The sequence below is a fragment of the Neisseria sp. 20925_1_37 genome (genome assembly GCF_041433255.1).
Classification (GTDB): Bacteria; Pseudomonadota; Gammaproteobacteria; order Burkholderiales; family Neisseriaceae; genus Neisseria; species Neisseria flavescens_D.
The window spans coordinates 35,941-49,257 of record NZ_JAPWBC010000008.1 but is presented as its reverse complement, the minus strand read 5'-3'; the positions used below and the strand labels follow the sequence as shown (position 1 = coordinate 49,257).

At 45.1% G+C, this 13,317-nt stretch carries 10 protein-coding genes; 6 read left to right on the top strand and 4 right to left on the bottom strand.

What is annotated here, in order from left to right; all coding sequences use genetic code 11:
• The first annotated feature begins 46 nt into the window (after positions 1-46).
• On the top strand, positions 47-667 hold the full coding sequence (clpP, locus tag O3661_RS07665) for an ATP-dependent Clp endopeptidase proteolytic subunit ClpP (RefSeq protein ID WP_003683589.1): 621 nt from the start codon (positions 47-49) through the stop codon (positions 665-667).
• A gap of 65 nt (positions 668-732) precedes the next feature.
• Here clpP and O3661_RS07660 read toward each other — a convergent pair whose 3' ends face one another.
• Together O3661_RS07660 and clpB are read right to left on the bottom strand one after the other, a co-directional pair.
• A complete protein-coding gene (locus O3661_RS07660) occupies positions 733-2,718 on the bottom strand; it encodes a site-specific recombinase (protein WP_371492918.1) in 1,986 nt (661 codons plus the stop codon).
• A 229-nt stretch (positions 2,719-2,947) separates the two neighbouring features.
• Complete coding sequence (gene clpB / locus O3661_RS07655) at positions 2,948-5,521, bottom strand: ATP-dependent chaperone ClpB (protein WP_371492916.1); 2,574 nt, start codon at positions 5,519-5,521, stop codon at positions 2,948-2,950.
• A gap of 258 nt (positions 5,522-5,779) precedes the next feature.
• On the opposite strand from clpB, the gene trpS reads away from it, so the two are divergent.
• The 3 genes from trpS (at position 5,780) to tpx (ending at position 7,947) form a co-directional block, all read left to right on the top strand.
• A complete protein-coding gene (gene trpS, locus O3661_RS07650) occupies positions 5,780-6,790 on the top strand; it encodes a tryptophan--tRNA ligase (RefSeq protein ID WP_371492915.1) in 1,011 nt (336 codons plus the stop codon).
• A gap of 80 nt (positions 6,791-6,870) precedes the next feature.
• Complete coding sequence (locus O3661_RS07645) at positions 6,871-7,410, top strand: hypothetical protein (RefSeq protein ID WP_070608317.1); 540 nt, start codon at positions 6,871-6,873, stop codon at positions 7,408-7,410.
• 42 nt (positions 7,411-7,452) lie between these two features.
• On the top strand, positions 7,453-7,947 hold the full coding sequence (gene tpx, locus O3661_RS07640) for a thiol peroxidase (RefSeq protein ID WP_371492914.1): 495 nt from the start codon (positions 7,453-7,455) through the stop codon (positions 7,945-7,947).
• 102 nt (positions 7,948-8,049) lie between these two features.
• Here tpx and ftsH read toward each other — a convergent pair whose 3' ends face one another.
• Both ftsH and rlmE read right to left on the bottom strand, forming a co-directional pair.
• The gene (ftsH, locus tag O3661_RS07635) at positions 8,050-10,011 is read right to left on the bottom strand and encodes an ATP-dependent zinc metalloprotease FtsH (RefSeq protein ID WP_371492913.1); all 1,962 of its coding nucleotides are present in this window, start codon (positions 10,009-10,011) and stop codon (positions 8,050-8,052) included.
• A gap of 70 nt (positions 10,012-10,081) precedes the next feature.
• Complete coding sequence (rlmE, locus tag O3661_RS07630) at positions 10,082-10,702, bottom strand: 23S rRNA (uridine(2552)-2'-O)-methyltransferase RlmE (protein ID WP_371492911.1); 621 nt, start codon at positions 10,700-10,702, stop codon at positions 10,082-10,084.
• 111 nt (positions 10,703-10,813) lie between these two features.
• Here rlmE and yhbY point away from each other — a divergent pair, with 111 nt between their 5' ends.
• Together yhbY and O3661_RS07620 are read left to right on the top strand one after the other, a co-directional pair.
• A complete protein-coding gene (yhbY, locus tag O3661_RS07625; protein ID WP_314458921.1) occupies positions 10,814-11,101 on the top strand; it encodes a ribosome assembly RNA-binding protein YhbY in 288 nt (95 codons plus the stop codon).
• Between the two features lie 225 nt (positions 11,102-11,326).
• A complete protein-coding gene (locus O3661_RS07620; RefSeq protein WP_371492910.1) occupies positions 11,327-12,754 on the top strand; it encodes a tetratricopeptide repeat protein in 1,428 nt (475 codons plus the stop codon).
• Positions 12,755-13,317: the final 563 nt, after the last annotated feature.

The following is a 13,317-nucleotide window of genomic DNA, read 5'->3' as shown; positions in this document are numbered from 1 at the left end:
CGCTTTAAATGCTTTGGTGCTTTTCCATCATTAACAGGAGACAAAAATGTCCTTCGATTTCAATAATTACCTTGTCCCTACCGTTATCGAACAAAGCGGTCGCGGCGAGCGCGCATTCGACATCTACTCACGCCTTTTGAAAGAGCGCATCGTTTTCTTGATCGGCCCGGTGACAGACGAATCTGCCAATCTGGTTGTTGCGCAATTACTGTTCTTGGAAAGCGAAAACCCAGATAAAGATATCTTCTTCTATATCAACTCTCCAGGCGGTTCAGTTACTGCCGGTATGTCGATTTACGATACCATGAACTTCATCAAGCCTCATGTTTCTACTTTATGCTTGGGCCAAGCGGCAAGTATGGGCGCATTCCTGTTGTCCGCAGGCGAAAAAGGCAAACGCTTTGCCCTGCCAAACAGCCGCATCATGATTCACCAACCGCTCATCAGCGGCGGCTTGGCCGGTCAGGCTTCCGATATTGAAATTCACGCTAAAGAGCTGCTGAAAATCAAAGAGAAACTGAACCGCTTGCTCGCTAAACATTGTGATCGCGATTTGGCCGACTTGGAACGCGATACCGACCGCGACAATTATATGTCTGCCGATGAAGCTAAAGAATATGGTTTGATTGACCAAGTTTTGGAAAACCGCGCCTCTCTGCAAGCCTAATCTTTATAGTTTTTAAATCAAAAGGCCGTCTGAAAAGTATATATTCAGACGGCCTTTCTTCAATCTTACTTCGTGTTTTCTTTGTTATTCACTTGAACTGGATACAGCAAAATCAAAGGATTGGCTTTCACTTGACTCCAAAAGCTCTTCAGTAGATTACGCATGCTGCCCAAACGCGTGCCACGAGAACGGAGAGCAACAGCCAAAGCCAAAGAAAAGCTGACCACCAGATTCACCATGCCGATTGCCAATACACTTGCCAAGCCAAGCATAAAAGTGAATATATCTGCATGACTGCTAATCGCGGCATAACCCAAATTTGCCGAAGAGAACGCTACATGACGAATATCCAGCGGCAAGCCGAAAAGATGGCCGAAATAGCCGGTCATCCCCAAAAGCATACCGAAAATAAAATTCCCCATAAGCGAGCCGTAATGCTTATGAATATAAGCAGCCAACCGGCGGCGTGGCTCCGGACGCATGATTTTTCGTAACAACGGATTAAACGGCAGGCGCTGACGCAGGTTCAGATAATCGGAACGATTGTCAAAAAAGCCGGCAATAATACCCGAGCAAAACAACCATACGCCGGCAATAGCGGCATACCATAAGGTCGGTTGGGTAAAAATCTCAATGGATTTGAACTGATAGGCCGTAACTGCCTCATTTAGCAAGGGCTGACCATGCGTATGGGCATAGCCAAAAGCAATCCCTGCCGCCAACAATACCGCAATCGATACATTGCCAAACACGGCAACACTTTGCGAACGGCATACGTCAATCAGCAGTTTAGCCAATTTATTGTCCACCGCTTTGCTGCCTTCATTTGAGTCCACCTGTTCGGCAAAGCTCGCCGCCGTCATAGCAGGCTGTTTGGTTGCAACAGTGCAATGCAGCATATGAATCAGCATAAAGCCCAAACCATAATTGAGCCCGGCCAAGAATGAAGTAGTAAATTCGCCGAATCCCAAAGACGCAATATGGATTTTATTCAATGCCATCAAAGCAATAATTACGCCGCCGCCAGCTGCGGAATAAAACATTTTAAAATATTCGCTACGGTTGCGCGTAATGTAATGCTCACCATGATGGCTTTTGTTTTCCGTAATACTGCGCGCCAGCATTCGGATACTGCTTTTACGCAAGTGGCTGGTGCTGTATTGCTCCACCGCCGCATAAATCATCGCATTCATCAGATTGACGGTTAAGCGGGTGCGGCTGGTCTCGATTTGAATATTAGTCAACAATTTCAGGCGGTCTATGGTTTGTTGCAAGCGTTCGAGCAAGTGGGCAACTTTTACTGACGAACCAGACCCGGCTCCAGTACCACGACGGCACAAATAGTCAATTTGCTTTTCACACTGGTCAAACATAACCTCCAAATGCGCCGTGTCATAAGTTTCTTCGCTATGGCGATAGTGTTCCACCATCTTCGCAATTTCGCGCTGTAAAGCGACAAATGCAGAATCCGCTTCCAACAAACGGGGGGCAATCCGTATTAAATCTGGCTCAATCGCTTCGGAAGCAATCCAAATAGACAGCATTTCTACCGCTCGCAAACGGGCATCCGCCAACTGTCGGCTGGTCGTCTGAAGCAAAGCAGGATCCGCCTTACCCTGCAACAATTCATACATGCTCAACCATTGTCGCAAACTCAGTGTTTGCAACCATTTATCATCGTTTTCAGAATGAAAAAGATATAAAAACACTTCGCGCAAGTTGGAAAAATCTTTATAAGACGGACTGAACCGCTCATAAATCCGTATGCCCATTTCCCGGGTAAAACTATGGCGCGAGAAAATACCCAGTTTAATCAGCGCAGGATAAATGTGAACTTTAGACAGCCAAGTATAAAAGCGCAGGCTGAATTGACGGCATAAAGCATCGTCTTGTTTTAAAGTAGATAAAATCAAATCGAAACGTTCGGAAGCCTGTTTTTTACCTCCTCGGCGCAAAAATTTGATTAATGCATTGAGAATAAGAACAAAGTCGGTATCATTTAAGCGTTCCGACAAAATAATGTGAAGATTTTGATTAGTCAGTTTCTGCATTGTAGTATTATTACATAAAATGAGATATTTAGCAAGAACCTCGGCAAACAGGTCGAATTATATCGTATTCTTTATCAACCCATGTCACAAGATTTTCAATTAATATTCTCTAAAATTCAATGAAAAATCAAATTACATAATAAATATATGATGTGAATCAATAACTAAGAAAGGCCGTCTGAATTCTTTCAGACGGCCTTTTACAACAACATACTACATTGTTTAAATCCTATGCAAACAAGAGCTTACCACCCTCTTCTTTAACATGGATTGTGCTATCAGGTGCATATTTTCCTTCAAGCAATGCTTTTGCCAGCGCATTTTCGATTTCTGACTGGATGGCGCGTTTGAGCGGACGGGCACCATACACAGGATCAAAACCGGCTTCGGCAATCAGATCCAAGGCAGCATCATCGACTTTCAGATGCAGATGTTGCACTTCCAAACGTTTTTCCAAACCTTTAAGCTGGATTTTCGCAATGCTGCGGATATTGGCCTGATCCAAACCATGGAACACGACTACTTCGTCAATACGGTTGATCATTTCAGGACGGAAATGTTCTTTCACATCCTCCATCACAACTTCTTTCACCGCTTCATAATCTTGAGTACCCATTTGTTGGATATGTTGGCTACCAATGTTAGAAGTCATCACGATAACGGTATTTTTGAAGTCCACAGTGCGGCCTTGTCCGTCGGTCAAACGGCCGTCATCCAAAACTTGCAACAGGATGTTGAACACGTCGGGATGGGCTTTTTCCACTTCGTCCAAAAGAATCACGCTGTACGGTTTGCGGCGGACTTGTTCGGTCAGGTAACCGCCCTCTTCGTAGCCAACATAGCCGGGAGGAGCACCGATTAAGCGGGCAACAGCATGTTTTTCCATGTATTCGGACATATCGATACGAATCAGATGATCTTCGCTGTCAAACAGGAAGCCTGCCAATGCCTTACACAATTCGGTCTTACCCACACCGGTCGGGCCTAAGAACAAGAAGCTGCCATAAGGTTTATTCGGATCGGCCAAACCAGAACGGCTACGGCGGATAGCGTCGGACACAGCACGCACGGCTTCGTCTTGACCAACCACGCGGCGGTGTAATACTTCTTCCATCTTCAGCAGCTTATCGCGTTCACCTTCCATCATTTTTGACACAGGAATGCCGGTCATACGGGAAACGATTTCGGCCACTTCGTCCGCACCAACTTCGGTACGGAAGAGTTTGTTTTGTTTTTTGCCGTCGGGGTTACTTTCCGCAGCTTGCAACTGTGCGCCCAATTTCGGCAACTCACCGTATTCGAGTTCGGACGCACGGGCAAAATCGCCTTGGCGTTTGGCCTGTTCAATTTTGACTTTGATGTCGTCCATCTGTTTCTTGATATCGGCGGTGCTGGAAGAGGCGGCTTTTTCTGCTTTCCAGATTTCGTCCAAATCGGCGTATTCTTTTTGCAGGCCGTCGATTTCTTCGTCTATCAGTTCCAGACGTTTTTTGCTGGCGTCATCGCTTTCTTTGGCAACGTGCATTTTTTCCATTTTGAGCTGGATGATGCGGCGGTCGAGTTTGTCCATCTGCTCGGGTTTGCTGTCCAGCTCCATTTTGATGCGGCTGGCAGCTTCGTCAATCAAATCAATCGCTTTATCAGGCAGGAAGCGGTCGGTAATGTAACGGTCGCTCAACTCCGCTGCGGCAACGATAGCGGGGTCTGTAATATCGATACCGTGGTGGATTTCATAACGCTCTTGCAAACCGCGCAAAATAGCGATGGTGTCTTCCACGCTGGGCTCGCCGACCAATACTTTTTGAAAGCGGCGTTCGAGTGCCGCATCTTTCTCGATGTACTGACGGTATTCGTCCAAAGTAGTCGCGCCGATGCAGTGCAGTTCGCCACGCGCTAAAGCCGGTTTCAGCATATTGCCTGCATCCATTGCACCATCAGTTTTACCTGCGCCAACCAAAGTATGGATTTCGTCGATGAAAATCAGTGTATTGCCATCGTCTTTAGCCAAGTCGTTCAACACGCCTTTCAAGCGTTCTTCAAATTCGCCGCGATATTTCGCGCCGGCAATCAAAGCCGCCAAGTCCAAAACCAAAAGGCGTTTGTTACGCAGGGATTCAGGCACTTCGCCGTTAACAATGCGTTGCGCCAAGCCTTCAACAATAGCGGTTTTACCCACACCCGGCTCACCAATCAGCACAGGGTTGTTTTTGGTACGGCGTTGCAATACCTGAATTGCACGACGGATTTCATCATCGCGACCGATAACAGGGTCGAGCTTGCCGTCTCGGGCGCGTTGAGTCAGGTCGAGTGTGTATTTTTTCAAAGCATCGCGTTGGTCTTCAGCATTCGCATCGTTCACGTTTTGTCCTCCTCGTACCGCATCGATCGCGGCATTGATATTTTGTTCGGTCGCACCGGCTTCTTTCAGGATTTTGCCGGTCGCATCATTTTGCTGAACCAAAGCCAGCAGGAAAAGTTCGCTGGCGATATAGGTATCGCCACGTTTGGTCGCAGCCTTGTCCATCAAGTTCAATACAGCTTGCAGCTCACGGCTAGGCATAATATCGCCACCTTGACCGGATACTTTTGGCAAGCTGCTCAAATGTTGCTGCAAACGTTGTTTTACTTGAGGCACATTCACACCTGCATGAGCCAGTAACGCAGCAGCACCACTGTTTTGATCGTCAAGCAACGCTTTTAAGATAAAGCCGGCCTCAAGGTAGCTGCTGTCCGCAGCCAAAGCCAGACTTTGACCTTCTTGCAAAGCTTGCTGAAATTTGGCAGTCAATTTATCAAATCTCATTTTAAGTTCCTCTTCAAATATATTCTGTTAGAGCCTATATAAGCACAAATGTGGATAACTCAAGAGCCATTTACCCCATTAATCAACAATTTTTACTATCTTATTGTTTTATAACGTTTTATTTTTATAATTTTATGTGCATAACTTTTATTATCCATCTACTCTTTACTCAAAAGGCCGTCTGAAAAATCAAGAATAATCAGGTATAATCAACACCATATTTATTTTCAGACGGCCTTTATGCCGAAGGATACTTTCATGAGCAAAAAACGAGTTTTAACAGGCGTTACCACAACAGGTATTCCACACTTAGGCAACTATGTCGGCGCCATCCGCCCGGCCATCCGCGCGGCGCAAGATTCCAATACCGAATCATTCCTCTTTTTGGCCGACTATCACGGCATCATCAAATGTCATGAGCCGGAAATGATTCATCAATCTACTCAAGCTGTTGCCGCCACATGGCTCGCCTGCGGACTCAACCCTGAACAGACCACTTTCTACCGTCAAAGCGATATTCCCGAAGTGATGGAATTGAACTGGATTCTGACCTGTATTACCGCAAAAGGCCTGATGAACCGTGCCCACGCTTATAAAGCTGCAGTACAGGCAAATACCGAAAACGGTCAGGAAGATCCGGATCACGGCGTGGAAATGGGCCTGTACAGCTACCCTATCCTCATGACTGCCGACATCCTTATGTTCAATGCCCATGAAGTACCAGTCGGTCGCGACCAAATCCAACACGTTGAAATGGCACGCGATATTGCCGGCCGCTTCAATCACCGCTTCCAAGAGCTCTTCACCCTGCCTGAAGTGAAAATCGACGAAAATGTCGAACTCTTGGCCGGCTTGGACGGACGCAAAATGTCTAAATCCTACGGCAACACCATTCCGCTTTGGGAAAACGACAAGAAGACCCAAAAATCGGTCAACAAAATTATCACCAATATGAAAGAACCCGGCGAGCCGAAACAGCCTGATGAAAGTCCTCTGTTTGAAATCTACAAAGCTTTCTCCACGCCGTCTGAAACTGCCGAGTTCACGCAAATGCTGGCCGAAGGCCTTGCTTGGGGTGAGGCTAAGAAACTCTTGGGTGCAAAGATCAATGCCGAGCTCGCAGAACCGCGCGAGCGTTACAATGAATTGACAGCCAAACCATCTCAAATTGAAGACATTTTGCAGGCCGGCGCACAAAAAGCGCGTAAAGAAGCACGCGAATTGTTGGATAAAGTACGCGATGCAGTAGGTATTCGTCCGTTGAAATAATAGCAAGGCCGTCTGAATATTTCAGACGGCCTTAATATCGTTTATCATTTGAAATATAATCGTTTTCTAGGGTTTCTCATATGAAAAAAACCTTTCCCCTTATCTTGCTCAGCCTTTCATTGGCTGCCTGCGGCGGTAAATCTGAAGATACTGCAGCCAATGATGCTGCTTCAGGCAAAGCGCCTAAACCTACATTCAAAGTTAAATATATCGATGAACAAGCCATAGCCGGTTTGGATTTAGGTACAGCTCAAGACGGCGAAACGAAAGAAGGTAAGAAACAACGCACCTATCCGATTAACGGCATAGAGGGCGGTGTTATCAATCTGATTGGTAAGCACCCTACCGACTTAGAAGTCATCAGCGGCCAATGCATGGAAAAAAATGAAAAAGGCGTTTCAGCCGGCTGGTCAGCCAACGGAGTCTGCCACACAGCCTTTGCAAAAATGGTGGACAATATTGCCCAAGATGGCGGCAAATTGACCGACTATCTGATTTCACACGCTGCTTTGCAACCTTATACCGAAGGCAAAAGCGGTTATGCCGCCGTACAAAACGGCCGCTATATTTTAGAAATTGACAGCGAAGGCATGTTCTATTTCCGTCGCCGTCATTACTAAACTCCTAACCATCCTATTTTCCCCTGACACAAGGACTAAATCATGGCCCAAGTTACTTTCCAAGGCTCTCCTATTTCTACAAACGGCAATTTGCCCGCTACCGGCCAAGTTGCACCTGATTTCACATTGGTAGCAGCAGACCTATCTGAAAAATCGTTGGCTGACTTTGCAGGCAAACGCAAAGTGCTGAATATTTTCCCCAGCATTGACACCGGCGTATGCGCCCAGTCCGTCCGCACTTTCAACAAACGTGCCTCGTCTTTGGACAATACCGTAGTCTTGTGCATTTCTGCCGATTTACCGTTTGCACAAGCCCGTTTCTGCGGTGCAGAAGGTTTGGAAAATGTAGTGACACTTTCTACATTCCGCAGCAGCTTTTCTAACGATTATGGTGTTACACTGACAGAAAGCCCATTACGCGGCCTTACTGCCCGCGCAGTGGTGGTTTTGAACGAGCAAAACCAAGTTCTCCACGCTGAGTTGGTTTCTGAAATTGCGAACGAGCCTGACTACGAAGCGGCTTTGGCTGTTTTGTAATTAACCAAATAAAATCAGGCCGTCTGAAGCTTTTCAGACGGCCTTTAGCTTATCTTCAAAATAAAAACGGTAGCTTAAAGCTACCGTTTTCTGTTTCAGACCTTATACAGATTTATCTGTTTTGTCTGCTTCTACTGACTCAGTATTCTGAACCTCATTTTGCTCAACAGGTTCAGCAGCTTCAGCAACAGGCGCCTCAGGCTCTTCTACTTTGTCATCACGGACATTGTGGCTGTAATCTTTAGGCGGACTAGGCTGTTTACCGGCCATAATTTCCAAAACTTGATCTCGATCGATGGTTTCCCAATCCATCAGTGCTTTGCACATGGTTTCCATCTTATCGCGATTTTCATCCAAGATTTTGTAAGCCACTTGGTATTGCTCATCCAAAATACGGCGGATTTCCGCATCGATATCTTGTTGAGTTTTCTCGGAAATATTTTGAGAACGGGTTACGCTGCGACCCAAGAATACTTCACCTTCGTTCTCAGCATAAACCATCACACCCATTTTGTCGCTCATACCATAACGCGTTACCATCTCGCGTGCCATTTGAGTTGCACGCTCGAAGTCGTTAGATGCGCCGGTAGAAATACGGCCAATAAAAATATCTTCAGCAATACGGCCACCAAACAAGATTGAGAGCTGGCTCAGCATTTGGTCTTTGTACATACTGATGCGGTCACGCTCAGGCAGTTGCCAAGTCAAACCCAATGCACGGCCACGAGGCATAATCGTTACTTTGTGAACCGGATCGGTAAACGGCAGGCTTTCCGCTACGATTGCATGGCCTGCCTCATGATAGGCTGTCGCACGTTTTTCATCTTCGTGCATTACCATACTGCGACGCTCCGGACCCATGTAGATTTTGTCTTTAGCATCTTCAAAGTCGCTTTGATCGACTTTAACTTTATTACGACGACCGGCAAACAAAGCAGCTTCATTGACCAAGTTTGCCAAATCCGCACCTGAAAAACCAGGTGTACCGCGTGCTAAAGAAGTCAAATCTACGGATGCATCCAAAGGTACTTTTTTAGCGTGTACTTTCAAGATTTGCTCACGGCCACGGATATCAGGCAATGGAACAACGACTTGACGGTCAAAACGGCCCGGACGCTGCAACGCAGGGTCAAGTACATCAGGACGGTTGGTTGCTGCGATCACAATAACGGTTTGGTTACTTTCAAAACCATCCATTTCAACCAACAATTGGTTCAATGTTTGCTCACGCTCATCATTGCCACCACCCAAACCGGCACCACGCTGACGGCCGACCGCATCAATTTCATCAATAAAGATGATACATGGAGCGTTTTTCTTAGCCTGCTCGAACATATCGCGGACACGGCTCGCACCGACACCGACAAACATTTCTACAAAATCAGAGCCTGAAATACTGAAGAATGGCACACCGGCCTCACCAGCAATCGCTTTAGCCAGCAAGGTTTTACCCGTACCAGGGCTACCGGCCAACAAAATACCGCGCGGTACACGACCACCCAGGCTTTGGTAGCGGTTAGGCGATTTCAGGTAATCCACGATTTCTTGTACTTCTTCTTTTGCCTCATCACAACCGGCAACATCGGCAAAAGTAACTTTATTGGAATCTTTGTCCAACAAACGTGCACGGCTCTTACCAAAAGAGAATGCGCCGCCTTTACCGCCACCGCCGCTTTGCATGCGCATGAAGTAGAACCATGCGCCAATCAATAACAAAACAGGCAGCAGGCTGTAAAACAGGCTAGCCAGCATGCTTGGTTTTTCTTCCGGAGTCACTTTGACGCGTACTTTGTTGTCCAACAGTGTTTTAACCAAGTTGTCATCCAAAGGCGCATTGGTATAGAAGGCAGTTTTATCGGTGCGCTCACCTTTAATCAGATAGCCGCTGACAACAGATCCTTCAATATTGACATTGGATACTTCGCCACTATTAACTTGCTGAATAAATTGAGAATATTCGATTTGCTGTTTATCTTCCTGCTTATCGCTGAGCGCATTGAATGCTGCTAAAAGCATAGCACCACCCACTACCCAGACTAATATGTTTTTAATGGTATTCCCCACTGAACAGGCTCCATGGTTACAAAATAAATAAAATCAAGGGAAAGAATTTTAAAGCACCCACCCTACATTGTCAGCGTTTATTTTTGCCTAATAGGTAAATCTCACTGGAACGATTGCGGGAAGCATCCGGCTTTCTAGTTTGTACACTGGCAAAAATTTCACGCATTGCCGCCGTATATTCCTGATAGCCCGTGCCTTGAAACACCTTCACCAAAAAACTGCCTCCGGGTTTCAAATGCTGCGAGGCAAAATCCAAAGCCAGTTCACACAAATAAAAACTGCGTGCCTGGTCTGTTACGGCATTGCCTGACATATTGGGTGCCATATCACAGATTACAAGGTCTAACGGACGATTATCCAATAAAGCTTCAAACTGCTCCAAAACGGCATCTTCCCTAAAGTCGCCCTGAATAAATGACACGCCTTCAATAGCATCCATCGGCAAAATATCCAAAGCAAACACTGCCCCTGTTTTACCGACCAGCTTGGCCGCAACCTGTGACCAACTTCCCGGCGCGCTGCCCAAATCCGCCAAAACCGTACCTGGTTTGATTAATTTATCTTTTTGATTGATTTCCAATAATTTATAAGCCGCTCTGGCACGATATCCGTCCTTTTGTGCCATATGGACATAATGATCGTTGACGTGCTCATGCAGCCATGCTTTTGAAGATTTTGAGCGTACAGCCATCTTGATTTGAAATGCTTAAGTTAAAAGCAGCATTGTACGTTATTTCCCCCGTAAATGTTCTAAATCGCGTACAATATAGCCATTATTCTTTTTAATTGGATACTTATCAAAATGAGCGACAACAAACTAAGCACCAAAGAAATTTTGGCCTTGAAAGCCCAAGCACACCACCTTCATCCCGTTGTTATTGTTGGCCAACAAGGTTTGACCGACTCCGTCATTAAAGAAACCGACGCCGCATTGACAGCACACGAATTGATTAAAGTCCGTGTTTTTGGCGATGATCGTGCTGAACGTATTGAAATTTGTGATGCCCTGTGTGAAACACTGGGCGCTCAACTAGTGCAACATATTGGCAAATTACTTGTTTTGTGGCGTAAAAAACCGGACAACGAATAATTTAAACTGAATAAACAGCAGAAGTATTTTCTCAACCCACTTTATCATAATCCTTCTGTTGTATTTATGCAGCATAAAACAAATTATTCCATTATTCTAAGTATAAAAATACAAATACGGTTGCCTGTTTTTGTAAATAACCTCAAAATTACAAAATCATAACGGCCGCACCCTGTCAGCCGATTATTTTATTCTTAATCCTTCACAAAATATAAAAGCAAACCGATGAATGCTCAACAATATGAAGAATCTTTTCTGCTGGCAGAAAAATTAATCACTCAAGATCCACCTGACTTTGCACGAGCCATCCCATTGCTCTGCGAAGCAGCAGAAGCCGGGCATGTTGAGGCTGCATTTCAGCTGGCAGGATGCCTAATCGAACATCACGAAAATGCGCAAGATTTAGCAATTGCTGTCTCATATCTCAAACAGGCTGCTCAAGCCGGTCACCCATATGCTCGTTACAACCTTCTGCAAATAGAAGAAAGCAGAGGGATTGCAATAGAAGACTTAGTTGACGCCTATCAAGAGCTTGCCGAAGAAGGCTTGGCTCCTGCCCAGCTGCGCCTGATGCGTTTATATGCAGATAACGGCAATGACCAAGAAGCCGTCAAATGGGCATTGAAAGCTGCCGAACAACAAAATCCTCAGGCACAATACTTCTTAGCCCAATATTACCAATATTCCAGCTCTCCTGATTTGGAATATTCCCATAAACTTTATCAGCAATCCGCTGCACAGGGATTTATTGCGGCACACTGGCAACTCGGCCTTCAATACAAATTGGGGCAAGGTGTTGCACAAAACCCTGAAAAAGCAATCGAACATTTGCGTATTGCCGCCGATTACGACATTGTTCCAGCGCAAACTTCTCTTGCAGAACTCTTAGCCGTATCAAATCCTGCTGAAGCATTGGAATGGTTTAAAATAGCTGCCGAACAAGGTGACAGCAATGCGCATGTAGCACTTGCCGAAATCTATCTTCTGGGCAAAAACACCGAGCGAGACCCTCAAAAGGCCTATCAGCACGCTAAATTTGCTGCGGATCAAAATGATCCGGAAGGTTTGCGCCTTTTAGGTGATATCCATCGCTACGGATTAGGACGAGCAGTTGATGCAGACACCGCCCGTCAATATTATCAACGATCGGCTGATTTAGGTAATCTTGTCGCTTACCAAAAACTTCTGTCTGACAGCGCATTGAATAACCAGCAAAACTATGAGCTGACGAAAGAAATCGCCCTCCAACGTCAGGAAGCTGAACGTCTGTACAAGCTGGCATTTGCAGCGCACTATGGCTTAAAACGCCAACAAAATTATGCTGAAGCACTGGATCTATACCATCAATCTGCAGAACGTGGGCACAGCAAATCCCAAACCAATCTTGGCATGATGTATTACAGTGGACAAGGTGTACCTGTAGACTACGCTCAAGCTGCAAAATGGTTTGAAGCAGCGGCCAAACAAAGAGACACAATGGCTCAATATAATCTTGCCTGTCTGTATTATCACGGTATGGGCGTAGAAAAAGACATCAACAATGCTTGTTTCTGGCTACAAGAAGCCATCCAACATGGACATGAACAGCAAGATGTTCTTAAAGAGCTTTTGGCTCAATGGAAGCAATTCGCTCAAAAGGCCTCTGCCGCTTAAAGGCCGTATGAAATTCTAACTTCCTACATAAATGACATGTTCAGAGCTAAACTAAAAGCCTGTACATGTCATTTTTTCATTTACTCTTCCTAAATAATTATCATCTTCAAATCCCATTTCCTCTTAATCTCTTTAAAGTCTTCAGACGGCCTATTCTCTTTGTAAAGAATCAGATAATCTAAATTTTCTCTTTCAAACCCTAAATCCAATATAAACTTTCAATTTACAACAAAATTTGAAAAATATTTTTCGTATTCGAATCCATTTACTCAAATATCTGATGCTTTTTTACTGTATCCACTCAATATCCCGATTTAAAAACAAGCTCCATAACTCTTTTAAAAAATCTTATTTTAACCTTTACATCCTATCAATATCTACAGCATGATTTGCCAGTTTGCCCAATTACTGATAGCATTTGCAGGTTAGCCGGTTCGCAAAAAGTTCTATTCTTTCTGATTTTTCACCAACGGTTATAACGTATTGAAAACATTTCAGTAATTAAGACTTTTTCGAATTTGACTCTAGGAATTTTCGTTTTTAACTCATATATGTTCGCAAAC

Coding starts and splice junctions, on each gene's coding strand:
- O3661_RS07620 (WP_371492910.1), top strand. CDS start 11,327: ATGAATGCTCAACAATATGAAGAATCTTTTCTGCTGGCAGAAAAATTA.
- O3661_RS07645 (WP_070608317.1), top strand. CDS start 6,871: ATGAAAAAAACCTTTCCCCTTATCTTGCTCAGCCTTTCATTGGCTGCC.
- clpP (WP_003683589.1), top strand. CDS start 47: ATGTCCTTCGATTTCAATAATTACCTTGTCCCTACCGTTATCGAACAA.
- O3661_RS07660 (WP_371492918.1), bottom strand. CDS start 2,718: ATGCAGAAACTGACTAATCAAAATCTTCACATTATTTTGTCGGAACGC.
- clpB (WP_371492916.1), bottom strand. CDS start 5,521: ATGAGATTTGATAAATTGACTGCCAAATTTCAGCAAGCTTTGCAAGAA.
- yhbY (WP_314458921.1), top strand. CDS start 10,814: ATGAGCGACAACAAACTAAGCACCAAAGAAATTTTGGCCTTGAAAGCC.
- trpS (WP_371492915.1), top strand. CDS start 5,780: ATGAGCAAAAAACGAGTTTTAACAGGCGTTACCACAACAGGTATTCCA.
- tpx (WP_371492914.1), top strand. CDS start 7,453: ATGGCCCAAGTTACTTTCCAAGGCTCTCCTATTTCTACAAACGGCAAT.
- rlmE (WP_371492911.1), bottom strand. CDS start 10,702: ATGGCTGTACGCTCAAAATCTTCAAAAGCATGGCTGCATGAGCACGTC.